Here is a 23,182-nt window from a genome sequence, read left to right as displayed (position 1 = left end):
GCCAGGCCCGGCCGTGCGCCAGGCCGAGCCGTGCGGCAGGCAGGCCGGCCGTCGGCCCACCGACCGGCCCGGCGGCGGGCGGGCGGCGGGCGGGCGAAGGCGTCCCATCGGACGCTACGAACTTGATGACGTAGGCGAATCACCCGAGACGTGGGCGGGTGTGTCGTGGCGGGGCGTGGCCGGACAGGTCGGCCATCCAGGAGCGGGTGCCCGCCGCGAGCGGCGCAGGGCGGCGTGATTCGTTCACGTCATCAAGTTTGTAGCGTCCCGATGAGCCGGTTCGGGGTCGCGGAGCGCGGGGCCGGGGCGGCGGGCCGGGGCGGAGCCGGAGGGGACGGCAGTTGCCCGCGGGTGGTTAGGCTTAGTGATGACCCTCTATTACCGGGACGACCGCGTCCAGGTGACCTCCGAGTCGATCCTCGCCGGCGGGCGGTCGGTCCGGATCTCCGACGTGACGTACGTCTGGCACGCCAAGGGGGCCACCAGCCTGGCCGTGCGGGGTCGGGTCCTTGGTCGGGGCGTGCTGGTCCTGCTGCTCTCGCTGCCCCCGCTGGTCGCGCTGGTCTGCGTGGTGTCGCTGGCCTGGTCGGCGCAGGACCGCGGCAACTGGAAGCTGGCCCTGGTCATCCTGGCCGCCTGCGGGGTCGGCGCGCTGGCCCTGACCCCGTTCCTGGAGCTGCCGTTGAGCTGGCTGGACCGCTCCTACGAACGCGGCAACCGGGTGCACGAGCTGTGGGTGCAGCACCACGGGCAGGAGGAGATGCTGGTGCGCACCCCCGACGCGCTACGGTTCGGGCAGATCTACCGGGCCGTGCAGCGCGCCGTCGAACAGCAGGGAGAGCATCGATGAGCACCTGTCGCGGCGAGGCGGCCGCGCTGGCCGGCCTGCTGGCCACCGCCGGCCTCACCCACTTCGCCAGGCCCCGCTACTACGACCGGGTCGTGCCCCGCGCGCTGCCCGGACCGGCCCGCTTCTGGACGTACGCCAGCGGGGTCGCCGAGCTGGCGGTGGCGGCCGCGGTCGCCCATCCGGCCACCCGCCGACACGGTGGGCTGGCCGCCGCCGCGCTCTTCGCCGCGGTGCTGCCGGCCAACGTGCAGATGGCGGCGGACTGGCGGGACAAGGGGCCGGCCCGGCGGGCCGTCGCGTACGGCCGGCTGCCGCTGCAGGCGCCGCTGATCTGGTGGGGGCTGCGGGTCGCGCGTACCCGGTCATAACACCCCGGTTATTGCGAAAGCGGGTGGTGGGCAGCGCCACCCTGAAGTGCTCTCCTCGATGGACAGTGACATTCATCGACCTGGGGAGGCTGTCATGTGGAAAAGACCCGCCGTCGCCGTCGCGGCGGCCCTCGTCCTGCTGCTGCCCGGAACCGCCGCCACCGCCGCACCACCGCAGGCCGCCGCGCCGGTGCCGGCCGCCGCCGATCCCTCGGCACCCGGCGGGTACGCCGCCGGCTACGTCGACACCACGGTCAGCGCGGCCGGCCGCTCGTTCTCGGCCCGGATCTACTACCCGGCCACCGCCGCGGGCAGCGGCCAACCGGTCGCCGCCGGGCGCTTCCCGGTGATCGCCTTCGGCCACGGCTTCCTCCAGGGCGTGTCGAAGTACTACGGAACCCTCGGCCACCTGGCCTCCTGGGGCTTCATCGTGCTCGCCCCCACCTCCCAGGGCGGTTTCTCCCCCAATCACGGCGCCTTCGCCGACGACCTGAACGCCGCGCTGACCTGGACCGTCGCCCAGGACACCACGACCGGCTCCCGGTTCGCCGGGCACGTCCGCACCGACCGGCTCGGCCTCTCCGGTCACTCGATGGGCGGCGGCGCGAGCGTCCTCGCCGCCGCCCGCAACCCGAAGGTCGTCGCGGTGGCCAACCTCGCCGCAGCGGAGACCAACCCGTCGGCGAAGGCCGCCGCCGCGACGCTGACCGTCCCGGTCCGACTGATCGCCGGGGACCGCGACACCATCGCCGGGGTCGCCGACCACCAGCGCCCCATCTATGAGGCGAAGCCGCCCACCAAGCAGCTGCGGATCATCAAGGGCGGCTTCCACTGTGGCTTCATGGACAGCTCGTCCTTCTTCTGCGACAGCGGCGGCCTCACCCGGGCCACCCAGCTGCCCATCGCCCGGCGGCTGCTCACCGAGTGGTTCCTGCGCTACCTCGCCGACGACGCCGGCTACGACGACGCGGTGTGGGGTGCTCCGGCGCAGAACGACCCGCAGGTCAGCTTCGAGGGCGTCCGCTGAGCTGCCCGGTCGGGGGCGGCGACCCCGCCCCCGACCGGCCGGTCAGCCCAGCGGCAGGGTGGTGGCGACCGGCCAGGCCAGCAGGGCCGCGCCGACCAGGGCGGGCAGCCAGGCCGGCGCACCGGCGCGGCGCAGCACCGCGGCCCAGGCGGCCTGCCAGCCGACGAGTACCGCGAAGAGCGGCACCACCAGCAGCACGAAGCCGGGCGCCAGCCCGACCACGGCGGCGACGGTGAGGGCGAGCACGGCGATCCCGCCGACTGCCGCGTACCGCCAGCTCCGGCCGGCGGTGACCCGCTCGGCGCCGAGCAGGAGAGCCAGGCAGCCGGCGGCGACCAGCGGCAGCAGCCACCAGCGGGCACCGACCGGGACCGCCGACGTCAGTCCCAAATGGATCGGTACGGCCACGGCGACCAGCGCGTACCCGGTCAGCACGACCGCCATCACCACGTCGCGTACCGGGGCGCGGAACCCGCTCGCCACCGGGGCCGCGAGCCGCGCGGCGGGTGCGGCCGGGGCGACGGGGTCGACCGGGGGAAGGCCCGGCCACCAGCGGGCGGCGGCGGCCAGGAGCAGGCCGATGAGGAGGAGGAACCCGGTGACGTACCCGCCGACGGCGAGCGGCAGCCGGCTGGTCGGCAGCGCCCCGGCGAGGAGCGCCGCGATCCCCGCCGCCGCCAGCGCCAGCAGCAGCGGGCGCCAGGCCGCGGCCGGTGCTTCTCCGCGCGCTCCGCGCCACGCGTCTCGGCGCCGGCCGTGAACCAGGCGGACCAGCGGGACGAAGCCGAGCCCGAAGCCGAGCAGTAGCAGCCCCGCGGCGGCCAACCGGGCGGTCGGCTCCGGGGGCGGCCCGTCCACCCGGCCGGGCAGCGAACCGGCGACCACCTCGTGGGTCTGCCCGGCGAAGAGCACCGAGATGTGCTCGGTGAACGGGACCACCGTCATGCCCCGCTCCCACGGCGGGGCGCGTCGCAACGCCTCCTCGGCCGCTTGGTGGAAGCTGGGGAACTCGGCCCCACCGACCACCAGCGCCAGCGACCGGGGTCGCCCGTACGGCAGGTCGGCGGCGTCGGGCAGGGAGATGGCGACGGTTCGGACGATCTCCGGATGGTCGGCGGCGTACCGGGTGACGGCTCCCGCGCCCATCGAGTGGCCGACCAGGACGATCCGCGCCGGGTCGACGTCCGGCAGCCGGCGCAGGTGGGCGACGGCGACGTCCAGGTCGTGGGTGAGGGTGGCCCGGGACGCGGTCGAGTCCCGCCCCGCGCCGGGCAGCCGGGCCGGGTTGGCGCCGTGCCCGGCGAAGTCGAGCAGCAGCGCCACGGCGCCGTGCCGGGCCACGGTGTCGGCGAGCGGGCGCATCAGCCGGGCCGAGCCGGCGAAGCCGTGCGCGATCACCACTCCCGGCCGTCGCCCGTCCGCGGGCCCGGCGCGTACCTCGGTCAGCGGCACTCCGGCGACCGTCACGTGCCGGGTGGTCAGTCCGGAGCCGGCCCGGGCCAGGCCGTAACCACCGAGAGCCAGGGCGAGCGCCGCGAGTACGGCGAGGGCCGCCACCGGACGGCCGGCCGGCGCGACGCCGAGGGGGCGGACCGACATGCCGGCACCCTACCGCCCGCAGGCGGGCGCCAGCGCTGACAGCCGGGTCAGTCGGTGGTGTCGCGCAGGCGGGCGATCTGGGTGCGACTCAGCTCGGTGGTACGACGCATGTGCCGGATCAGCAGCGCCAACTCGGCCTCGGTGTAGTCGGAGAAGATTTCCGTCCAGCCGGTGCCGAGGCGGTCCCAGACGGCACCGAGCCGCCGTACGGCCTCAGGCACGGGACGGACCAGCACCCGCCTCCGGTCGGCGGTGTCCCGTTCCCGGGTCACGTACCCGGCGCGTTCCAACCGATCGACGAGGCGGCTGGCCGAGCCGCTGGTCAGGCCGGTCAGCTCGGCGATCCGGCCGGTGGTGAACGGCCCCGGCTCGATGGTGATCAGGCTGACGCACTGGAGGTCGGTCGGATGCATGTCGAGCGCATCGGCGACAGCCTGATTGAACAGCACGTACGCGGCGAGGTAGCGCCGCGATTCGCCTTCCAGCTCCGCCAGCCGCTCGCTTCGGGTCATGCCGCCCCTCCAGAAAATAATCTGCGTCGCGCAGACGATTGCGTTACGTTCTCTGCGTGACGCAGATACCTTATCCCTCCACCATCGCCGTGACCGGCGCGACCGGCGCCCAGGGCGGGGCCACCGCCCGCGCCCTGCTCCAGGACGGTCACCAGGTCCTGGCGCTCACCCGCCGGCCCGACTCCCCTGCCGCCATCGCCCTGCGGCGGCTCGGCGCGCAGGTACGGTACGCCGACTTCACCGACTCCTCCTCCCTCGACACCGCCCTCGCCGGCGCCACCGCCCTCTTCGCCGTCACCACCCCCTTCGGCACCGACGTCGAGCAGGAGGTACGCGACGGCCTCGAACTGCTCGACGCCGCCGCCCGGGCCAGACTGCGGCACGTGGTCCTCACCTCGGCCGCCAACGCCGATCGAGACACCGGCATCCCGCACTTCGACAGCAAGCACCGCATCGAGCGGCACCTGGCGACCCTCGGCGTCCCGTGGACGGTCATCGCGCCCGCCGCCTTCATGGACCAGTACGCCGAGGAGTGGACGCTGCGGGGCCTGCGGGAGGGCGTCTACGACCGACCCATGCCCGCCGAGATCCCGCTCGCCCTGATCCCCACCGTCGACATCGGTACCTTCGCCGCGCTGGTGCTCGCCCGGCCGCACGAGTTCGCCGGCCGGCGCATCGACATCGCCTCCGACCGGCGATCCGGGCACGAGATCGCCACCACTCTCGGTGCCGCTTGCGGCCGGGACCTGCGGTACGTGGAGTACCCGACCGACCGGATCGAGGCGTACTCCCCCGATCTGGCGGCGATGTTCCGGTACTTCACCACCGTCGGCCTGGACGTCGACGTCGCCGGGCTCCGCCGGGACTACCCCGGGGTCGGCTGGCACACCCTGCCCGAGTGGGTCGACGGCAGGTCCTGGGTTCTCGACGACAACCCCACTCCGGCCGGGACGCCCCCGCACCGGACGTGACCGCCACCCCGCCGCCCAGCGGCAGTGGCCGGCCCGACGCACACTGGTCACATGGCCATTCCGCTCCCCCGCCCGACCGCCGTCGTCGGTCTCACCCGCTCCGCCCTCGACCAGGCGTTCGGTTCCGCCGCCTCGTTCGCCGCCGTGCCGGCCCGCGCGTTCGCGGTGCTCGACGGGGTGGAGGCCCTGCTGGGCCGGATCAACGGCGTGGTGGACCGGATCGAGGCGACGCTGGACCGGACCGACCGGGTGCTCACCGACGCCGAGGGCGCGGTCCGCGAGGTCGCCGTGATCAGCGCGGCTGCGACCGGCGCGATCGAGACCGCCACCGAGGTGGCCGCCGCCGCGGCCGTGGTGGTCGCCGACGCCGAGCGGGTCTCCGGGGCGGCGGCCGTGGTGGTGGGCGAGGCCGAGAAGGTGGCCCGGGCCGCCGGCGCGGTGGTCGCCGAGGCGGACGCGGTGGCCGGCCGGGCCGCCGGCACGATCGTGGTCGCGGAGGGCGCCGCCGGCGTCGCGAGCGAGTTGCTGGCGGCGTACGAGCCGGCGCTGCGCCGGGGCGCGCCGATGGCGGACCGGTTCGTGACGGAGCTCAGCCAGGAGGAGGTCACCGCCGCCATCCGGCTGGTCGACGAGCTGCCGAAGCTCAAGCAGCACCTCACCGCCGACGTGCTGCCGATCCTGGCCACCCTGGACCGGGTCGGGCCCGACCTGCACGACCTGCTCGACGTCACCCGCGACCTGAAGCTCGCCGTCGCCGGCATCCCCGGCCTGGGCATGCTGCGCCGCCGGGGCGAGCGCCTGAGCGACGAACCGGCGGAGTGACCGCCACCCCGACCGGTCAGCCGGCCGGCGGGGTGTAGAGCTCGTCGATCTCGGCCCGGCGGGGCAGCGCCACCGAGGCGCCGAGCCGGCGTACGCAGGCGGCACCGGCCGCCGCCGCCCAGTGCACCGCGTCGAGGACCTCCCGGCCCTCGCCCCAGGCCACGGCGAGCGCGGCGGTGAAGGCGTCGCCGGCAGCCGTGGTGTCGACCACCTCGACCGGCACGGCCGGGACGTGCACGGTGGCGCCGTCCCGGTCGACGTACCAGGCGCCCTGCGCGCCGAGGGTGAGCACCGCCCGGGGGACCAGGTCCAGCAGCGCCCGTGGCTCGTCCCGGCCCCGGCCGGTCAGCGCCTGCGCCTCGGGTTCGTTGACCACCAGCAGGTCCACCGCGGCCAGCAGCTCGGCCGGCACCTGCCTGGCCGGCGCCGCGTTGAGGATCACCCGGGTACCCGCCTCGCGGGCGGTGACCGCCGCGGCGGTCACCGTCTCGACCGGGATCTCCAGCTGCGCGACCAGCACGTCCGCCTCGCGTACGACGTGCAGCTCGCCGTCGGTGAGGCCGGTGAAGGCGGCGTTGGCGCCGGGGGTGACCAGGATGACGTTCTCCCCGGCGGCGTTGACCATGACCAGCGCGACCCCGGAGGCGCCGTAGACCACCCGGAGCTGGCCGGTGTCCACCCCCGCGGCGGTGATCCGGGCGCGCAGGGTGACGCCGAACGCGTCGGAGCCGATCGCGCCGAGGAAGGCGCAGGAGGCGCCGGCCCGGACCGCGGCGACGGCCTGGTTGGCACCCTTGCCGCCGGGGACCATGACGAACTCGCTGCCGAGCACCGTCTCACCCGGTCGAGGCAGGGTCGGACCGGTCGCGACCAGGTCCATGTTCGCGCTGCCCACCACGACCACCCGGGTCTGCCGCACCACGACCTCCTGCCGAGAAGCACCTGGCGGCGATTCGGGGACCTCGCCGTGGTCCGTGACCCGCGTCAGGCGGCGCGGGCGGTGTACCGCTCGCCGTGCCGCTCGACCACCAGCGGCAGCCCGAAGGTCTTGGAGAGGTTGTCGCCGGTGAGCGTGTCACCCAGCAGCCCCTGCGCGACGACCCCGCCGTCGCGCAGCAGCAGCGCGTGGGTGAAGCCGGGCGGGATCTCCTCGACGTGGTGGGTGACCAGGACCATCGCCGGGGCGTCCGGGTCGTACGCCAGCTCGGCCAGCCGGGCCACCAGGTCCTCGCGGCCACCGAGGTCGAGCCCGGCGGCCGGCTCGTCGAGCAGCAGCAGCTCCGGGTCGGTCATCAGGGCGCGGGCGATCTGGACCCGCTTGCGCTCGCCCTCGGACAGGGTGCCGTACGTCCGCTCGGCGAGGTGCCCCATGCCGAGCTGCCCGAGCAGGGCCCGAGCCCTCGTCTCGTCGCTGCGGTCGTAGCTCTCCCGCCAGCGGCCGACCACGGACCAGGCGGCGGTGACGACGACGTCGCTGACCTTCTCCTCGGCCGGGACCCGCTCGGCCAGGGCGGCGGTGGAGAGGCCGATCCGCATCCGCAGCTCGTTGACGTCGGTGCGGCCGATCCGCTCGCCGAGCACGTGCGCGACTCCGGTGGTCGGGTGCAGGCGGCCGGCGGCCAGGTTGAGCAGGGTCGTCTTGCCCGCCCCGTTGGGCCCGAGCACGACCCAGCGCTCGTCGAGCTCGACGCGCCAGTCCACGTCGTGCAGGAGCGCGGTGCCGGAGCGTCGTACGCCGACGCCGTCCAGGCTGACCACCAGATCCGCGTCCACGGGCGAGGGGGCGGCGGCGCGCGGGACGCCCGGGATCAGGTCACCAGTCACCGTGCCATCCAATCACGCGGGCCGCGAGGTGCCCCCCACGGGCGGCGACCCCGCCTTAGGGTGAGGCACCGTGTCATTGGTCACCACATCCGGAGGACGTATGCGCGACCGTAGTCGGCGGGGCCGCGGATGAGCGCGGTCATCGAGATCGAGGGGCTGCGCAAGGTCTTCCGTACCCTGCGGCGCGGGCCCCGGGTGGCGGTGGACGGCTTCGACATGGTGGTCGAGGCCGGTCAGGTGCACGGGTTCCTCGGTCCGAACGGCTCCGGCAAGACCACCACGCTGCGCGCCCTGCTCGGGCTGGTCAACGCCGACGCGGGTCGGATGAGCGTGCTCGGCGAGCCGGCCCCGGAGCGGCTGGGCCGGGTGGCCGGCCGGGTCGGCGCGATCGTGGAGAGCCCGCAGTTCTTCGGCAACTTCACCGGGCACAAGACGCTGCGGCTGCTCGCGGTGGCCGGCGGGGTGCCCGTCAGCCGGGTCGACGAGGTGCTGGACCAGGTCGGGCTGCACGATCGCGGCAACGACCGGGTCAAGGGTTACTCGCTGGGCATGAAGCAGCGGCTGGCGGTGGCGTCGGCGCTGCTCAAGAACCCGGAGCTGCTGATCCTGGACGAGCCGGCGAACGGCCTGGACCCGGCCGGCATCCGGGAGATGCGCGACCTGATGCGCTCGCTGGCCGAGGCCGGGGTGACGGTGCTGGTCTCCAGCCACATCCTGGCCGAGATCCAGCTGATCTGCGACCACGTGACGATCATCTCGCGGGGCCGTCGGGTGGCGGCCGGCCGGGTGGACGACGTGCTGGCGGGCTACGACCAGCACGAGTGGCAGATCCGGGTGGCCGAGCCGACGCGGGCCGGCGAGCTGCTGCGGGCGGCCGGCCTGGCGGTCGCCGAGCGCGACGGTCTGCTGGTGGTCGGCGGCGCGGACGAGCCGGAGCTGATCAGCCGCACGCTGGGCGAGCAGGGGCTGTGGCTGCGTGAGCTGACCCCGATCCGGCCGGACCTGGAGAGCGTCTTCCTGGAACTGACCGGCGCCGCGCCGCATCCGACACTGCCGAGGCAGCCGGGCGGTCCCGTACTGCCCGGGGAGGGACCCGACGAGCCGATGATCGACCTCGACGAGCCGACCGCCCGGGGGGTGGACGCGTGAACCTGATCCGCGCCGAGTTGGAGCGGCTGGCCGCCCGCCGCTTCGTCCAGCTCATGGTGGTGCTGTTGGCGCTGGCCTTCGCCGTGACCACGGCGACCACGCTGGCCGGTTCGCACCAACCGACGCCGGGCGAGCTGGCCTCCGCCCGGTCGCAGGCCGCCGAGACGATCCGCAGCATGGAGGCGGACCACGAGCGCTGCCTGAGGATCAAGAGCGGGGAGATCCCGGTCGGCGAGGACACCGGCTACCTGCCGGCGGACTGCAGCGAACTGGACCCGGCGCTGCGGGATCGGCTGCCGGTGACCGCCGACTACCTCATCAACGTCTTCGTCTTCGCCCAGCAGGCCCGGGGGCTGCTCTACTTCCTGATCGCGTTCCTGGCGCTGTTCGGCTTCCTGGTCGGCGCCTCCTACATCGGCGCCGACCTGAACTCCGGCGGGGTGGTCAACCTGCTGCTGTGGCGGCCGCGCCGGCTCGCCGTGCTCGGCGCGAAGCTGGGCACGCTGCTCGGCGTGGTGGCGCTGCTGTCGGTGGTGGCGACGGCGGTCTACCTCGCCACGTTCTGGACCATCGCGCAGACGGCCGGCCTGCCGGGCCGGCTGGACGGGGAGTTCTGGCAGGCGCTCGGGGCGATCTGGGGCCGCGGCATGGTGGTGGTGCTGCTCGCCGCCGCGGGTGGCTTCGCGGTCGCCACGCTGGGCCGGCACACCTCGGCGGCGCTCGGGGTGGTGGCCGCGTACACGGTGGTCTGGGAGCTGGGCGCGCGGCTGGTGATGGCGATCGTCGGCACGCCCCGCCCGGAGCAGTTGCTGCTCTCCAGCTACCTGATGGCGTGGCTGAGGGGTCGGATGATGTTCTGGGACGACTCGGCGAACTGCGCCGACGGCACCCCGTTCTGCGCCGGCGGCAGCTACGCCATCACGGCGGGGCCGGCGCTGCTGGTGCTGCTGGCGCTGACCGGCGCGGTCACCGCCGCCGCGTTCGCCGTGTTCCGCCGGCGCGATCTGGTCTGACGGTCCCGTGCCGGGGAGCCGGCCGCTCGCCCGGGCGCGACAAGATCTTGCCGCGCCCGGGCGCGTAGTGAAGAATTCCTTCACATGGCGGACGGCGGAGCGACGGCACCCCGCGCCGATCGGTCAGCCGACGGTCGACCCGAAGACCTCGTCCCGGACGGCGTCCAGGGCGGTCCGCAACGCGCCGCGCAGGATCGGCTCCTCGGTGAGGCCGGTCGGCACCACCCGGGGACGGACCAGGGTGATCGCGGCGACCTCGTGCTGCACCCGCTCCGCGAGGGCCACGCCGCCGGCCTGGCCGACATCGCCGGCCAGCACCACCAGCGGCGGGTCCAGCACCACACAGGTGCTGGCCACCCCGAGGGCGAGTCGCCGGGCCAGCTCGTCGAGGACCGGCCCGCCGGCGGTCCCGGCGGCGATGGCCGCCCGTACCGCCCCGGCGGCGTCCTCGTGGTCGAACCCGTGCTCCCGGGCCACCGCCCGGACCGCGTCCGCGCCGGCGAGCTGCTGGAACGCGGGCTTGGCCCGGCGGGAGACGTCCCGCGGGATCGGCACCCCGGGCACCGGCAGGTAGCCGATCTCGCCGGCCGCGCCGCTGCTGCCGTGGTGCAGCCGACCGCCCAGCATGATCGCCAGGCCCACGCCGGCGCCCACCCAGACCAGGACGAAATCGGCCACGCCCTGCGCCGCGCCGGACTGCGCCTCGGCGACGGCGGCCAGGTTGACGTCGTTCTCGAAGACGACCGGGGTGTGCAGGTCCTCCCGGAGCGCGGCGAGCAGACCGCGGTGCCAGCGGGGCAGGTTGAAGGCGAACGTGATGTCGCCACTGGCCGGGTCCACCAGGCCGGGGGTGCCCAGCACCACCCGTCGTACGCTGGCCAGCTGCGCGCCGGCGCTGCTGGCCGCCTGCACCACCGCGTTGTGCACCACGCCCACCGGGTCGTCGGTGTCGCGGGTGGACTGCTCGACCCGGCCGATTACCGCTCCGGTGATGTCGGCGCACGCGGCGACCACCCGCTCCGCCCCCACGTCGACGCCGACGACGTGCGCGCTGCCCGGCCGTACGGCGTAGAGCTGGGCGTTCGGGCCCCGCCCGCCGGCCTGCTCGCCGACCCGGGCGACCAGGCCGCGCTCCTCCAGCCGCTCCACCAGCTGCGAGGCGGTGACCTTGGACAGCCCGGTCAGCTCGCCGAGCCGGGCGCGGGTCAGCGGACCGCGTTCGAGCAGCAGCTCCAGGGCGGCGCGGTCGTTGAGCGCCCGCAACAGGCGGGGGGTGCCGGGCAGCCGGGTCGCACTCATGACACGTCCTCTGGTTTCCGTCGGCTTCTTGACCACATAGCTCTGGTAAGGGGTGCTCGTAGCGTATCGGCCACCCCGCCACGCGGAACTCGGACGACCCGTCCACCGCGATGCGACACTCGTGCCGTCCGGCACCGAAGGGGGACTCACGTGGGCCTGGATCCAGGACTGCGCCGGCTCGCGCTCGGCACGCTGCTCGCCGCGTACCCGGGACCGGTGCCGCCGGACTGGGCGGTCGCGCTGGTGGCCGAGGGACTGGCCGGGCACACCCTGTTCGGCACCAACGTCCACGATCCGGCGCAGGTGGCGGCGAGCACCGCCGCGCTGCGGGCCGGCCGGTCCGACGTGCTGGTCGCGATCGACGAGGAGGGCGGCGACGTCACCCGGCTGGCGCACGCCACCGGCAGTCCGTACCCCGGCAACGCCGCGCTCGGCGCGGTCGACGACCCGGCGCTCACCCGCGCGGTCTACGCCGCCATCGGCGCCGAACTGGCCGCGCTCGGCGTCACCGTCAACCTGGCCCCGACGGTCGACGTCAACACCGCCGACGAGAACCCGGTGATCGGCACCCGCTCGTTCGGCGCCGACCCGGCCCGGGTGGCCACGCACTCCGCCGCCGCCGTGCGGGGCCTCCAGTCCGTCGGGGTCGCCGCCTGCGCCAAGCACTTTCCGGGGCACGGCGCCACCGTCGCCGACTCCCATCACGAGCTGCCCACCGTGGACGTGTCGCCGACCCTGCTGCGCGACCGGGACCTGCCCCCCTTCGCCGCGGTGATCGAGGCCGGCACCCGGGCGATCATGACGGCGCACATCCGGGTGCCGGCGCTCACCGGGGAGGGGCCGGCCACGTTCAGCCGGGCCGTCCTGGTCGACCTGCTCCGCGACGAGTACGGCTTCACCGGCACGGTGATCACCGACGCGCTGGAGATGAAGGGCGCCGCGCTGGCCGCCGGCGGGGTGGGGCCGGCCGCGGTCCGCGCGCTCGCCGCCGGCGCCGACCTGCTCTGCGTGGGCGCCAAGGTGAACGCCATGCTGGTCGAGCGGGTGGCCGCCGAGATCGTCGAGGCGATCTCGGGCGGCCGGCTGGACCGGTCCCGGGTGGAGGAGGCGGCCGGCCGGGCCGCTGCGCTCGCCGCCCGGACCCGGGCCGCCGAGCCGCCCGCCCCGGGCCCCGACGGCCTCGGGTACGACGCCGCCCGCCGGGCCCTCCGGGTGGAGGGCGACATCACCGGGCTGGGCCGGCCTCTGGTGGTGCAGTTGCACACCGCCTCCACCATCGCCGAGGGCCGGGTGCCGTGGGGCCTGGGCCCGCACCTCGCGGCCGCCGAGGAGGTCCGGGTGATCGCCGCCGAGACCGACCCGATCGCGCTGGGTCAACTCGCCGCCGGGCGCCCGATCGTGCTGGTCGGACGGCACCTGCACCGGCTGCCGGGCGGCGCCGAGCTGGTCGACGCGCTGGCCGCGGCGTACCCGGTGACGGTGGTGGAGATGGGCTGGCCGGGCCGGTGGCGGCCGACCGGGGCGCGGGCCTTCGTGACGACATTCGGCGCGAGCCACGCCAACGGGCGGGCCGCCGCGGAGGCGCTCGGCCTCACCCGCTGACCCCGGGTGCGGTCAGTGGCGCCGGCAGGGGCCGCCCGGGGCGGTCCCCTGCCGGGTCACCGTGGGGGAAGTCCGAGCAGGGTGTCGACGGCGGTGATCCGCAGCACCCGCGCCACCACCGGTTGCGGGTCGGCGATGCGGAGGCTGGCGCCCCGGCCGACCGCCTCGGCCGCGCCGCCCAGCAGCGCGGCCACGCCGGTGGAGTCGATGAAGGTGACGCCGGCGAGGTCGACCACGATCTCGACCAGGCCGGGCCGGTCGAGGACGTCGTCGAGGGCCCGCTCCAGGACGCCGACGCTGGCCATCTCGAGCTCGCCCACGGGCCGGAGCACCGCCCGGCCGGGCTCCGCGTGCGAGGTCCGCATCTGCATGGCCGTCCCCACCGCTGGAAGGTTCACGGCGCCGATCGCCGCGGCCCGACCATACCGGGGCCGCGCCGACGTCGGCCAGCGCCGACCGGCCGCCCGCTCTTGAACGCGTTCAACTTCTGCCCTACGCTGAGCTGGTCCTTGATTTGAACGTGTTCAAGAGAGGCGTCGAGATGGACGTGAAGGTCTGGATGTACCTGGCCTACCTGGTCGTCAGCATCGGGCTGACGATCTGGGTCGCCCGGGCCCTGTCCCGCAACGGGCTGGTCTTCCTGGAGGACGTCTTCGCCGAACCGCGGCTGGCCAACGCGGTGAACAGCCTCCTGGTCGTCGGCTTCTACCTGCTCAACCTCGGTTACGTCACGGTGGCGATGAAGCACGAGGAGCCGGTGGCATCGGCGAGCCAGGCGATGGAGGAGCTCTCCCTCAAGATCGGCCTGGTGCTGCTGGTCCTCGGCGCACTGCACTTCTTCAACGTCTTCGCCCTCAACCGGTACCGCCGGGGTCGGCTCCGCCAGGCAGCCGGCCACCCGCCGCTGCCGCCGACCGGCCGGCTGCCCATGCCGCAGCAGGCGTCCGCCGTCGCCCCGCCGACCCCACGGCCGGCCGGCCCGGCCAGCACGATCCCGCCGCCGGCGGCGCGATGAGCGTCCCGCCGACCGGCGGCGCGGGGGAAGCCCTCGCGGACCCCACCGGGCACGGGGCCGGTGGGGTCCGCGGGTTCACCGTCCTCTACGACGCGCACTGCCCACTCTGCCGGGCCGCCCGGCGCTGGCTCGCCGGCCGGCCGCAGCTCGTACCCCTGGAGTTCGTGCCGGCCGGATCCGCCGCGGCCCGGCGGCGCTTCCCCGGCCTGGACCACGACGCGACGCTGCGGGATCTGACCGTGGTGGCCGACACCGGCGAGGTGTACGCCGGGGACGCCGCCTGGTTGGCCTGCCTCTGGGCGCTGGCCGACCACCGGGCCCGGGCCGAGCGGCTGGCCCGACCGCACCTGCTGCCGCTCGCCCGGCGGGTGGTGTCGGCCGCCTCCTCGGTCCGTGAACTGGTCCGCGAACCCTGGCCCGACCCGGGATACGGTGACGACGATGAGCGAGCAGACTGCGCCGACGACCGGTGCCGGCGCCCCGACGACCGGCGAGACGGCGACCCTGCGTGGTGAGCAGACCCGCCAGCTGATCCTGGACACCGCGCTGCGGCTGTTCCGGGAGCGCGGGTACGCCCGGACCACCATGCGCGCCATCGCCCAGGAGGCCGGCGTGGCGGTGGGCAACGCCTACTACTACTTCGGCTCCAAGGACCACCTGATCCAGGAGTTCTACGCGGAGACCCAGGTCGAGCACCGCGCCGCCGCCGCGGCGGTGCTCGACCGGGAGCGTGACTTCGCGGGGCGGCTGGGCGGGGTGCTGCACGCCGGCGTCGACGTGCTCACCCCGTACCACGAGTTCGCCGGGACCTTCTTCAAGACCGCGGCCGACCCGGAGTCGCCGCTGAGCCCCTTCTCCACCGAGTCGTCCTCGCCGCGGCACGCGTCGATCGCGCTGTTCCGCGAGGTGCTGGAGGGCTCCACCGCCCGGGTCGATCCGGAGCTGCGCGCCGAGCTGCCGGAGCTGCTCTGGCTGGCGTACATGGGAGTGGTCCTCTACTGGGTGCACGATCGGTCGCCGGGGCAGGCCCGGACGCGACAGCTGATCGACGGGGCGGTGCCGCTCGTGGACCGGCTGGTGGGGCTCACCCGGCTGCGCGTGCTGCGCCCGGTCACCGGTCAGGTGCTCACCCTGATCCGCACGCTGCGTCACTGAGCCCACGAACGGCGCCGAGTTGCTCCGCCGCAGCTCAAGTCCACTACCGGACATGCGGAAACAACCGATGAACCCTTGCTCGCAAGCCCGTCCGTACGTAGCGTGACGACCATCAAGGCTGGCCGGCGGGAGCGCCGGCTCACGGAGGGGCCTGGGGAAGGCTGCGGACCGTGGTATCCGGCCCGGGATCCACGGTCCGCGCCCCGCCGTCCCGGGCCGCGTCAGCGCGGCCCCGGGACGGCGGTGGTCACGGCGGGTACACCCCGTACGACCACCAGCCACGGTCGGGGAAGCCGGCCGCCTCCGCCACCCGGGCGGACGCGACGTTGCCCGGGTTGTTCCGGTAGGTCGGCACCGCGCCCTCGTCGAGTACCCGGCGGGCCGCCTGGGCGACCAGCCGGCGGCCCAGTCCCCGGCCGCGCGCTCCCGGCACCGTCCCGACCGCCAGCTCGTGCCCGTGGGCGTCGTGCCGCTTGATCCCCACCCCGGCCAGGTAGCCGCCGTCGTCGTCCCGGACCACCAGCACCTCCCGGTCGAACAGGTGCAGCCAGCCCGGGAACCCGGGATCGGTCGGTGCGGTCCACTCCCCCACGTCGGGCAGCGGGGCCGGTGCGAGACACCACCGGAACGTGTCCCGGTGCAGCGCCCACTCCGGCTGGCCGACGGCGGCCGGGAGCCCGGCGAGCAGCTCGGGCTCCGGCCGCCGGCTCAGCGCCCGGATCGCCTCGACCCGCTCCGGCGGCACCGAGAGCACCGTGCTGCCGCCGGCCCGGACCGCGATCGCCGGACGGAGCCGCCCGTCCCAGGCCGGTCGCCCGCGCCGCCGGGAGCTGACGACGTGCAGCCCGGGCCCGGCCGGCCACTGGCCCAACCAGGTGACCAGGTGCAGGTAGAGACGCCGGTCCAGCACCGGATCACACCTCCTCCGCCCGCCCGGGGCACGGCTCTCACGACATGATCACCGTACGCCGGAGCGGAGCGCGCGGTGCACCCTTCAGTGGCGCACGGCGTCGCCTTCGGGTACCTCGTCCGCGCCGTGCGCCGCAGGGTCGTGGTGGTAGCGGTGCACCACCGCGTGGCCCCGGCCGCGGCCGATCAACGCCCGGTTGACCGGCACGGTCACCAGGAAGGCCACCGCGAGCGCCAGCACCAGGCTCCATCGGAGGGGTTGGGATGCCGGTACGGCGGGTAGGCGTACCGAAGAACACCGATGGGTCGACCCGAACGGCCGACTGGACAGCGGAACCAGAGACATCGATCGTGCGTCATATCTATTTCCATACATGTACAAGTTTCTTTGGGACGGTAAGGGCATGCCGAATCAGCCGAACGACCGGTACCAGCAGGACACCGAACGGGCCTGGCGGGTGGCCGAGGCCGCCGGGCGGTTCCCGGCCCAGCCGCCGTACAGGAAAGCCCGGGCCGGACGGGCCACCAACGCGCCGCTCTCCTGGAGCGACCTCAACAGCCTGCCGGCCGGCACCTCGTCCCGGCGCGGCCTGACCGCCCGCTGACCCGACGGGACGCCGCGCGGGAAAGCGGCGACACACCGGGAGCGTCCCACCGGGGCTTTCGCACACCTGTCGGGTAGCGTCTTGTGGTCCGAAACCCGGTCCACCGACAGGAGAAGCTCAGCGCATGGGCAAGAAGACGATCCACGTCTCCGACTTCAGCGGCGAGGTGCTGCGACCCGACGACGAGGTGGTCAAGGTCGTCGTGCTGGAGCACCCCGACCTGGTGGCCGGGCCCGTACAGCTGGACGCCACCCCGGTCGAGGTGGAGGCCATCGACGACGCGGCCCTCGACGTGGCGGTGGTGGAGATCCACGACCGCCACGGTCACGGCGAGCCGCGCCGGGTGGTGCTCACCGCCAGCGAGTTCGACGCGATGGCCACCGACGTGCCGATGGCGCAACTGCTGAGGACGGCCGAGCGGGTCCGCCCGCCCAAGGCACGCAAGAACGCGGAGAAGGTCGACTACGGCACCATCGAGCACGCGGGTCGGCCGCACCGGGGCCGGGTCACCGAGGAGGAGGCCCGGCTGGTCCGGGAGCGGCTCGACGAGGTCAACAAGCGCCTCGCCGACGCGGGCATCCGGCAGGTCGACCCGGCCGACCCGGAGCACGCCGCCCGGTACGGCTTCCCCACCATCGCCTGACCCGTCCCCGGCCGACACGACACCGCCGGTGACCGGGCGTCCCGGTCACCGGCGGTTCGTCGCGTGCGGGCGGTGGATCGTGGCCGTCGGCGTCGGATCAGCGCTGAATCGTGATCGCGGCGACCATGGCGACGATCCGGTCCTCCACCGCGGACTTCTCCAGGCCCAGTCCGGAGAGCACGCCCGAGCCGTCCTCCTGTTCCAGCAGCGCGAGCAGGACGTGCTCGGTGCCGACATAGTTGTGCCCGAGCCTCAGCGCCTCCCGGAAGGTGAGTTCCAGGGCCTTCTTGCCCTGAGCGTCGTACGGGATCAGGTCCGGCACCCGCTCGGCCGGCGGCGGCAGGGCCGCGGTGGCCGCCTGTCGCACCCGATCCAGCGGTACGCCCTCGGCGACGAGGGTCCGGGCCGCGATGGCCTCCGGCTCGGCGAGCAGCCCGAGTACCAGGTGTTCGGGGCGGATCTCGGCGTGGCCGGTGCCCCGGGCCTCGTTCTGCGAGGCCATCACGACGTTGCGGGCCCGGGGGGTGAAGCGGCTGAAGCCGGCGCTGGGGTCGAGGGTGGCCGCTGCGTCGGCCTTGGCGGCGGAACGCTTCTGGGCGGCCTGCTTGCTGACGCCCATGCTGTTGCCGATCTCCGTCCAGGAGGCCCCGGAGCGCCGGGCCTGGTCGACGAAGTGGCCGATCAGGTGATCGGCCAGCTCGCCGAGGTGGTCGGCCGCGATCACCGCGTCGGTGAGCTGGTCGAGAGCGTCGGTGTGCGCCTTCTTGATCGCCCCGATCAGATCGTCGAGGCGCACCGGATTGTTCATCTGGATAGGCTCCGTCATGCGTCAACCATAGGTTGACGCATGGTCTACGTCAACCACCGGTTGACGATCACCCGCGTGGACGACGCAGCCGCGCACCCCCGGCTGTCAGGGACACGCGGCCGCGTGGTCGGGACGGTCAGCGGCCCGCCGGAACCGCCACCAGTTCCCGGGCGGCCTCGCGGGCGGGTGCCGGCCGACGACGGTTCACCGGGCGGCGCGGCGACGGCACGACCAGCGCCGCCAGCAGGGCGGCCAGGGCGAGCCCGGTCAGCACCAGGAAGCCCAGGGTGAAGCCGGCCTCCCGGGGCAGCCCGTTCGCCTGCGGGTGCGCGGTGATCACGCCGCTGACCACGGCCGCGCCGATCGCGCCGCCGATGGTGCGGATGTTCGCGTTCATGCCGGTCGCCACGCCGGTCTGCCCGGCCGGCACGTTGCCCACGATCAGGTTGGCCATCGAGGCGAAAGCCAGCCCGATACCGAGGCCGACCAGGGCACCGGCGATCCCGACCTCCCAGCGGGTGTCGTGCGCGACGGTCAGCATCGCGGCGGCGAGCACGTTGAACGCGGCTCCCGTGGCGAGCTGCGCCTTCGGGCTGAAGCCCGCCTCCAGCCGGCCGGCGAGGATACCGGCGACGAACATCGCGACCAGCATCGGCAGCATGAGCAGGCCGGCCTGGGTGATGCTGGCGCCGAAGCCGTAGCCGGCCACGGTCGGGGTCTGCACGAACTGGGGCAGGAACGCGTAGACGGAGAACATCGACGCGCCGTAGAGCAGGGCGACCAGGTTCGTCGTCCAGACGCCGGGCAGCCGCATCATCCGCATGTCGATCAGCGGGTTGCGGGAGCGGACCTCGGTGACCAGCCAGCCGGCGAAGAGCACCGCGGCCAGCGCCAGCAGGCCGAGCACCCGGCCCGAGGTCCAGCCCCAGGCGGCACCCTTGCTGATCGGCAGCAGCAGGGCGACCAGCCAGCCGGAGAGCAGCAGGGTGGCCCGCCAGTCGATGCGTCCGGCGGTACGCACGGGCGACTCGGGCACGAAGAGGTGCGCGGCGACGGCGGTCAGGCCGACGACGGCCATCGGGATCCAGAACAGCCAGCGGTAGTCGAGGGCGGTGACGATCGGGCCGGCGAGCACGACGCCCAGCCCGCCGCCGGCGCCGACGATCGCCGAGATGGCGGCGACCGCGGAGGAGACCCGCGCGGCGGGGAACTCGTCGCGGATGATCCCGAACGAGAGTGGGAAGACGGCGCCGCCGACCCCCTGCACCACCCGGGCGGCGATCAGCACGCCGATGCTCGGCGCCACGGCGGCCAGCAGACAGCCGAAGGTGAGGGCGGCGAGGGAGACGACCAGCATCCGCTCCTTGCCGACCATGTCGCCCACCCGGCCCAGGATCGGCGTGAAGATCGACGCGGAGAGCAGGTAGGCGGTCAGCACCCAGGTGACGGTGTTCTGAGAGGTGTGCAGGTCGTGCTGGATGGTCGGCAGCACCGGAGTGATCAACGACTGGAGCAGCGAGAAGGACCCGGCCCCGGCGGCCAGCACGAGGAAGGTGAGCCGGCGCGAGCCGCGTCGGACGCTCTCTGTCACGGCAGGAACTCCAATATCAGGTACGGATGAGCGGGTCGTCGCGGACGACGGTCGAGCGGAGGTCTGGGCGACGTCGGGCATGGGGGCTCCTCGGTCGGGGCGGGTGGGGCCGGTCGCCTGCGCGGCGTCGACGGCGCGGAATCCCGGGGTAAGCTATCCGGAGGCAAGGCTCCGGTCAGTTCCGGAGGGATGCCTCCACTAAGCTAGCGGAGGGTTGCCTCCGTTTGCAACCGAGGTGAGGTGACGTACGTCATGACCGGCGCGGGGCAGGCTTCCGACGTCTTCGCGCGACGGCCCAAGCGGGCCGACGCCCGACGCAACTACGAGGCCCTGATCGCGGCGGCCCGTGAGGTGTTCGCCGAGGCCGGCGCCGCCGCGTCGCTGGAGGAGGTGGCCCGCCGCGCCGGGGTGGGCATCGGCACCCTCTACCGGAACTTCCCCACCCGGCGGGACCTCTTCGAGGCCCTCTACGTCGAGGAGGTCCGGGAGCTCAGCCGGTCCGCCGCCGACCTGGGCGACCTGCCCCCGTGGGACGCCCTCGTCGCCTGGCTGCACCGCTTCATCGGCTACGTCGCCACCAAGCGAGCCCTCGCCGAGGAGCTGGTGCACGACTCCGAGGTCTTCCGCAGCTGCCGGACCGAGATCTACACCGCGGGCGAGCCCATGATGCGCCGCGCCCAGGCGGCCGGAGCGGTCCGCGACGACATCAGCTTCGACGACGTGGTCCGGCTGCTCAGCGGCCTCACCATGGCCCAGTTCCCGCAGCCCGAGCAGCGCGACCGGGTGCTCGGCATCGCCCTCGACGGGCTACGCCCCCCGACCTCACGCTGACGCGGCCCGATGCCCGGCTCCCGGCCAAGCCGCGATGCGCAGTCCTGTCGGGATCTGCGGACATCGACCCGTATGGTGGTGCCGTGATCACCTGCGTCGTGCGCTACACCATCAACCCCGCGCAGATCCAGGCGTTCGAACGCTTCGCCCACGCGTGGATGCGGCTGGTAACCAAGCACGGTGGTGTGCACCACGGCTACTTCCTGCCCGCCGAGGGAGCCAGCGACCAGGCCGAAGCGCTGTTCAGCTTCGACAGCCTGGCAGCCTACGAGCGTTACCGCGCACGGTTCGGCAACGACCCGGAGTTCGTCGCGGCCGACCGCATCCGCGACGACTCCGGTTGCGTCCTGCGGTACGAGCGCACGTTCATGCGACCGCTCCTGCCGACCGATTGAACGCGCACTCTTCCGCCGCGACGAGCACGGTCACGCCGAGGTGAGGATCTAGTGGAAGTGCGCGGGGGTTCTCGGTCACGGGCCGAGGGCTAATCTCTGGGCCATGTCCGCCCCCGTGCAGCGTCCTCTGCTGTTCCTTGACGTGGACGGCACCCTCATCCCGTTCGGAACGCCACCGGCGGCACCGCCGGACATGCCGCGCCGCCAAACCCATGTAGAGGTTCGGCCGAACGACGCCCATCCGTTGCTGCACAGGGTCGAGCCGGAACACGGCCGCCTGCTTGCCGCCCTGCCGTGTGATCTCGTGTGGGCGACGACGTGGATGAGCGACGCGAACGACGTACTGGCTCCGCTGCTCGGACTGCCGGCCCTACCGGTGGTGGACTGGCCCGACTCAGACGAGGACGGCGCCCTGCACTGGAAGACCCGCGGCCTGGTCGGGTGGGCGCAGGGGCGTCCCTTCGTCTGGGTCGACGACGAGATCTCCCCTACCGATCGCGTCTGGGTGTCCGCCCATCACCACGGCCCGGCCCTGCTGCATCGGGTCGACCCCCGTCACGGCCTGAGAGAACGCGACTTCACGGTCATCAAGGACTGGCTCGAACAGGTGTAACGCAGGGCCAGCCCAGCGCGCCGTGGGGTGGCGTACCAGCCGCTCATGTGCTCAGCGGTATACACGATGGCCTGCGGGCGCGTGACGTGCCGGCGCAGGGTCTCGGGCAGGACACGTCGAGGTAGCAGGACAGGGACGCGCCGACGACCATCGTGGAGGCCCGTCAGCATGGTCCGGTAGCGGCTGGTGTGCGTGATGCCCTCCACAGGAGAACGAAATCGCAGACGCCGAGCTGTCGCCTCAGGTGGTGCCGCCGGGCGGGAGATCCTCACCTAGCGCGCGCCGCAGCCGCACGTTGAGCCCTTGGATGCCAGCACGCACGTCTGCCTTCGAATCGGTGGCAATGAGGCCGAATCGCACCATGTCGTGCCGCAGCCGAGCGAGCAGGGCATCGAAGACCTCTTGCGGCCCTTCGTCCACAAGGAAGATCGATTCCAGGTGCGCAGCTACACCGATCAGCACCTTGAGATCTTCTTCAGGCAGACGCCCCGTACCTGTCTCGTTCTGGTCGGTCATTCTCCTACTAGATCAGGCACGAGCCTCATCCTCGGGCCAGGAGTGAGGTCCTATCACCCACGGCTGGCCGGGATCCTCCGATGAGCCGCGTGACTGAGCGGGCGGCTGGCGAGTTGAGCCACGGATGACCCTGGTCGACCCACGGACGGTGAACTGCATGGACGACGGAGAACGCGAGCAGGCACTGCTCACCGCCCTGACCACCGAGCATTTCGTGCTTCAGACCTCGCGCAGCACGACCGTCACCGAGTCGGTGGGTCGGGCGACCGTCTTCCTGTCCATGCTCTCTGCCGCGCTGATCGGGCTCGGTTTCGTCGCCAGCAACGCCGCGCTCGTCCGGCCGTACCTCGGGGCGGTGCTGCCGACGCTGGTGATCACCGGGCTGCTCACGTTCCTGCGGCTGGTGCAGAACATGGTGGAGAACGAGCTGGATCTCGCGCGGATCCAGCGAATCCGGGCGTACTACCATCGCCGGCTGGCCGGCGACCACGACTTCTTCGCCGACGCCGTGCAGGGCGAGGGCATCATGCGGGCGACCTGGGCGGCGGTCGGTAACGCGCCCCGGCGGGCGCAGCTGTTGCTGACTACGGCGGCGATGGTGGGCGCGGTGAACGCGCTGCTGATGGGGCTCGTGGTGACGCTGCTGGCCCGGCTCGCGGGGCTGTCGCCGGGGTTCGCGATCGGTGTCGGCGCCGTGCTGGCTCTGCTGGCCTTCGCCGCCCAGGTCGTCTACATCAACCGCGAGTCGATCTCCCAGCCCGGGTAGGGCTCACCCGGGCCTTGGCACCAGTCCCGGCTGGCAGCGGAGGGCCGACACGAAGAGCCGGCACGCCCGGGTGGGACGCAGCGGCACGGCCTGTCTGTGGATCACGCCCACGACCGCTCCTCGCGGGTGATGACGCTCACGACTGGGGCCGTTGCTGTCGGGACCCCGAAACGACCTCTGGGCACCCACCCGTGAGGGTGAATGCCCAGATGATTGCTGGTGCGCCGCGAGGGACTCGAACCCCGAACCCGCGGATTAAGAGAAGAGCGCGGATGCCGGGTCAGAGGACCGGGTGCCTG

28 protein-coding genes and 1 pseudogene are annotated in these 23,182 nt (G+C 73.7%); 17 read left to right on the top strand and 12 right to left on the bottom strand.

What is annotated here, in order from left to right:
* Positions 1–367: 367 nt before the first annotated feature.
* The 3 genes from V6U81_RS24560 to V6U81_RS24550 all read left to right on the top strand — a co-directional run bounded on the left by V6U81_RS24560 (position 368) and on the right by V6U81_RS24550 (position 2,245).
* Positions 368–850, top strand: a complete 483-nt coding sequence (locus V6U81_RS24560) for a DUF6232 family protein (RefSeq protein WP_334492524.1) — start codon at positions 368–370, stop codon at positions 848–850.
* Entirely contained in the window at positions 847–1,218 is a 372-nt protein-coding gene (locus tag V6U81_RS24555) for a DoxX family protein (protein ID WP_334492523.1), read from the top strand. Before V6U81_RS24560 ends, V6U81_RS24555 begins: the two co-directional genes overlap by 4 nt.
* A gap of 94 nt (positions 1,219–1,312) precedes the next feature.
* Positions 1,313–2,245: an alpha/beta hydrolase family protein gene (locus V6U81_RS24550; protein WP_334492522.1), complete on the top strand. Its 933-nt coding sequence runs from the start codon at positions 1,313–1,315 to the stop codon at positions 2,243–2,245.
* A 42-nt stretch (positions 2,246–2,287) separates the two neighbouring features.
* Here the strand turns inward: V6U81_RS24550 and V6U81_RS24545 are convergent, their stop codons facing one another.
* Complete coding sequence (locus V6U81_RS24545; protein WP_334492521.1) at positions 2,288–3,844, bottom strand: alpha/beta hydrolase; 1,557 nt, start codon at positions 3,842–3,844, stop codon at positions 2,288–2,290.
* Between the two features lie 47 nt (positions 3,845–3,891).
* Positions 3,892–4,356 (bottom strand): MarR family winged helix-turn-helix transcriptional regulator, encoded by a 465-nt coding sequence (locus V6U81_RS24540; RefSeq protein WP_334492519.1) that lies wholly within the window; start codon positions 4,354–4,356, stop codon positions 3,892–3,894.
* A gap of 56 nt (positions 4,357–4,412) precedes the next feature.
* Between V6U81_RS24540 and V6U81_RS24535 the strand changes: the two genes are divergently transcribed.
* Together V6U81_RS24535 and V6U81_RS24530 are read left to right on the top strand one after the other, a co-directional pair.
* Positions 4,413–5,327, top strand: coding sequence for an NmrA/HSCARG family protein (locus V6U81_RS24535; RefSeq protein ID WP_334492517.1), 915 nt, complete (start codon positions 4,413–4,415; stop codon positions 5,325–5,327).
* Between the two features lie 51 nt (positions 5,328–5,378).
* Entirely contained in the window at positions 5,379–6,149 is a 771-nt protein-coding gene (locus tag V6U81_RS24530; protein ID WP_334492515.1) for a hypothetical protein, read from the top strand.
* Between the two features lie 16 nt (positions 6,150–6,165).
* Here the strand turns inward: V6U81_RS24530 and V6U81_RS24525 are convergent, their stop codons facing one another.
* A complete protein-coding gene (locus V6U81_RS24525; protein ID WP_334492513.1) occupies positions 6,166–7,068 on the bottom strand; it encodes a ribokinase in 903 nt (300 codons plus the stop codon).
* Between the two features lie 65 nt (positions 7,069–7,133).
* Positions 7,134–7,973, bottom strand: a complete 840-nt coding sequence (locus tag V6U81_RS24520; RefSeq protein WP_420884075.1) for an ABC transporter ATP-binding protein — start codon at positions 7,971–7,973, stop codon at positions 7,134–7,136.
* A 129-nt stretch (positions 7,974–8,102) separates the two neighbouring features.
* Between V6U81_RS24520 and V6U81_RS24515 the strand changes: the two genes are divergently transcribed.
* Positions 8,103–9,122 (top strand): ABC transporter ATP-binding protein, encoded by a 1,020-nt coding sequence (locus V6U81_RS24515; RefSeq protein WP_334492509.1) that lies wholly within the window; start codon positions 8,103–8,105, stop codon positions 9,120–9,122.
* Positions 9,119–10,135, top strand: a complete 1,017-nt coding sequence (locus V6U81_RS24510) for an ABC transporter permease (protein WP_334492507.1) — start codon at positions 9,119–9,121, stop codon at positions 10,133–10,135. The genes V6U81_RS24515 and V6U81_RS24510 overlap by 4 nt, the downstream gene beginning before the upstream one ends.
* Before the next feature lie 123 nt (positions 10,136–10,258).
* Here V6U81_RS24510 and V6U81_RS24505 read toward each other — a convergent pair whose 3' ends face one another.
* Positions 10,259–11,434, bottom strand: a complete 1,176-nt coding sequence (locus V6U81_RS24505) for an ROK family transcriptional regulator (protein ID WP_334492505.1) — start codon at positions 11,432–11,434, stop codon at positions 10,259–10,261.
* A gap of 150 nt (positions 11,435–11,584) precedes the next feature.
* Here V6U81_RS24505 and V6U81_RS24500 point away from each other — a divergent pair, with 150 nt between their 5' ends.
* Complete coding sequence (locus tag V6U81_RS24500) at positions 11,585–13,036, top strand: glycoside hydrolase family 3 protein (protein WP_334492503.1); 1,452 nt, start codon at positions 11,585–11,587, stop codon at positions 13,034–13,036.
* Positions 13,037–13,092: 56 nt separating this feature from the next.
* Here V6U81_RS24500 and V6U81_RS24495 read toward each other — a convergent pair whose 3' ends face one another.
* On the bottom strand, positions 13,093–13,419 hold the full coding sequence (locus V6U81_RS24495; protein WP_334492502.1) for an STAS domain-containing protein: 327 nt from the start codon (positions 13,417–13,419) through the stop codon (positions 13,093–13,095).
* A gap of 137 nt (positions 13,420–13,556) precedes the next feature.
* On the opposite strand from V6U81_RS24495, the gene V6U81_RS24490 reads away from it, so the two are divergent.
* From V6U81_RS24490 to V6U81_RS24480, 3 genes are read left to right on the top strand one after another with little or no spacing between them, the layout of a single operon-like run.
* On the top strand, positions 13,557–14,051 hold the full coding sequence (locus tag V6U81_RS24490) for a hypothetical protein (protein ID WP_334492500.1): 495 nt from the start codon (positions 13,557–13,559) through the stop codon (positions 14,049–14,051).
* On the top strand, positions 14,048–14,566 hold the full coding sequence (locus tag V6U81_RS24485) for a thiol-disulfide oxidoreductase DCC family protein (RefSeq protein ID WP_334492497.1): 519 nt from the start codon (positions 14,048–14,050) through the stop codon (positions 14,564–14,566). The genes V6U81_RS24490 and V6U81_RS24485 overlap by 4 nt, the downstream gene beginning before the upstream one ends.
* Positions 14,493–15,206: a TetR family transcriptional regulator gene (locus V6U81_RS24480; RefSeq protein ID WP_334492495.1), complete on the top strand. Its 714-nt coding sequence runs from the start codon at positions 14,493–14,495 to the stop codon at positions 15,204–15,206. Before V6U81_RS24485 ends, V6U81_RS24480 begins: the two co-directional genes overlap by 74 nt.
* Positions 15,207–15,453: 247 nt before the next feature.
* Here the strand turns inward: V6U81_RS24480 and V6U81_RS24475 are convergent, their stop codons facing one another.
* On the bottom strand, positions 15,454–16,116 hold the full coding sequence (locus V6U81_RS24475) for a GNAT family N-acetyltransferase (protein ID WP_334492493.1): 663 nt from the start codon (positions 16,114–16,116) through the stop codon (positions 15,454–15,456).
* 84 nt (positions 16,117–16,200) lie between these two features.
* Positions 16,201–16,356, bottom strand: coding sequence for a hypothetical protein (locus tag V6U81_RS24470; RefSeq protein WP_334492492.1), 156 nt, complete (start codon positions 16,354–16,356; stop codon positions 16,201–16,203).
* A 163-nt stretch (positions 16,357–16,519) separates the two neighbouring features.
* Between V6U81_RS24470 and V6U81_RS24465 the strand changes: the two genes are divergently transcribed.
* Positions 16,520–16,720, top strand: a complete 201-nt coding sequence (locus V6U81_RS24465; RefSeq protein ID WP_334492491.1) for a DNA repair protein — start codon at positions 16,520–16,522, stop codon at positions 16,718–16,720.
* Between the two features lie 124 nt (positions 16,721–16,844).
* Positions 16,845–17,363, top strand: a complete 519-nt coding sequence (locus V6U81_RS24460) for a hypothetical protein (protein WP_334492487.1) — start codon at positions 16,845–16,847, stop codon at positions 17,361–17,363.
* Between the two features lie 97 nt (positions 17,364–17,460).
* Here V6U81_RS24460 and V6U81_RS24455 read toward each other — a convergent pair whose 3' ends face one another.
* Entirely contained in the window at positions 17,461–18,189 is a 729-nt protein-coding gene (locus V6U81_RS24455) for a Clp protease N-terminal domain-containing protein (RefSeq protein WP_334492485.1), read from the bottom strand.
* 118 nt (positions 18,190–18,307) lie between these two features.
* Entirely contained in the window at positions 18,308–19,762 is a 1,455-nt protein-coding gene (locus V6U81_RS24450; protein WP_334492483.1) for an MFS transporter, read from the bottom strand.
* Between the two features lie 252 nt (positions 19,763–20,014).
* Between V6U81_RS24450 and V6U81_RS24445 the strand changes: the two genes are divergently transcribed.
* The 3 genes from V6U81_RS24445 to V6U81_RS24435 all read left to right on the top strand — a co-directional run bounded on the left by V6U81_RS24445 (position 20,015) and on the right by V6U81_RS24435 (position 21,601).
* A complete protein-coding gene (locus tag V6U81_RS24445) occupies positions 20,015–20,593 on the top strand; it encodes a TetR/AcrR family transcriptional regulator (protein WP_420884076.1) in 579 nt (192 codons plus the stop codon).
* A gap of 83 nt (positions 20,594–20,676) precedes the next feature.
* Positions 20,677–20,988 (top strand): NIPSNAP family protein, encoded by a 312-nt coding sequence (locus tag V6U81_RS24440; RefSeq protein ID WP_334492479.1) that lies wholly within the window; start codon positions 20,677–20,679, stop codon positions 20,986–20,988.
* A 103-nt stretch (positions 20,989–21,091) separates the two neighbouring features.
* Complete coding sequence (locus tag V6U81_RS24435; protein WP_334492477.1) at positions 21,092–21,601, top strand: HAD domain-containing protein; 510 nt, start codon at positions 21,092–21,094, stop codon at positions 21,599–21,601.
* A 4-nt stretch (positions 21,602–21,605) separates the two neighbouring features.
* Here the strand turns inward: V6U81_RS24435 and V6U81_RS29250 are convergent.
* Positions 21,606–21,807 (bottom strand): annotated as a pseudogene (locus tag V6U81_RS29250) (P-loop NTPase family protein); the annotation flags it as partial.
* Between the two features lie 34 nt (positions 21,808–21,841).
* Positions 21,842–22,117 (bottom strand): hypothetical protein, encoded by a 276-nt coding sequence (locus tag V6U81_RS24430; RefSeq protein WP_334492475.1) that lies wholly within the window; start codon positions 22,115–22,117, stop codon positions 21,842–21,844.
* A 157-nt stretch (positions 22,118–22,274) separates the two neighbouring features.
* On the opposite strand from V6U81_RS24430, the gene V6U81_RS24425 reads away from it, so the two are divergent.
* Positions 22,275–22,883 carry a hypothetical protein gene (locus V6U81_RS24425; protein ID WP_334492473.1) on the top strand — a complete coding sequence of 203 codons (609 nt, stop codon included), beginning with the start codon at positions 22,275–22,277 and terminating at the stop codon, positions 22,881–22,883.
* The last annotated feature ends 299 nt before the right edge of the window (positions 22,884–23,182 follow it).

Origin of the sequence: Micromonospora lacuserhaii (assembly GCF_036902735.1) — a bacterium.
GTDB lineage: Bacteria > Actinomycetota > Actinomycetes > Mycobacteriales > Micromonosporaceae > Micromonospora.
The sequence above is the reverse complement of the archived record's forward strand: the minus strand, read 5'-3'. Positions and strand labels throughout refer to the sequence as shown.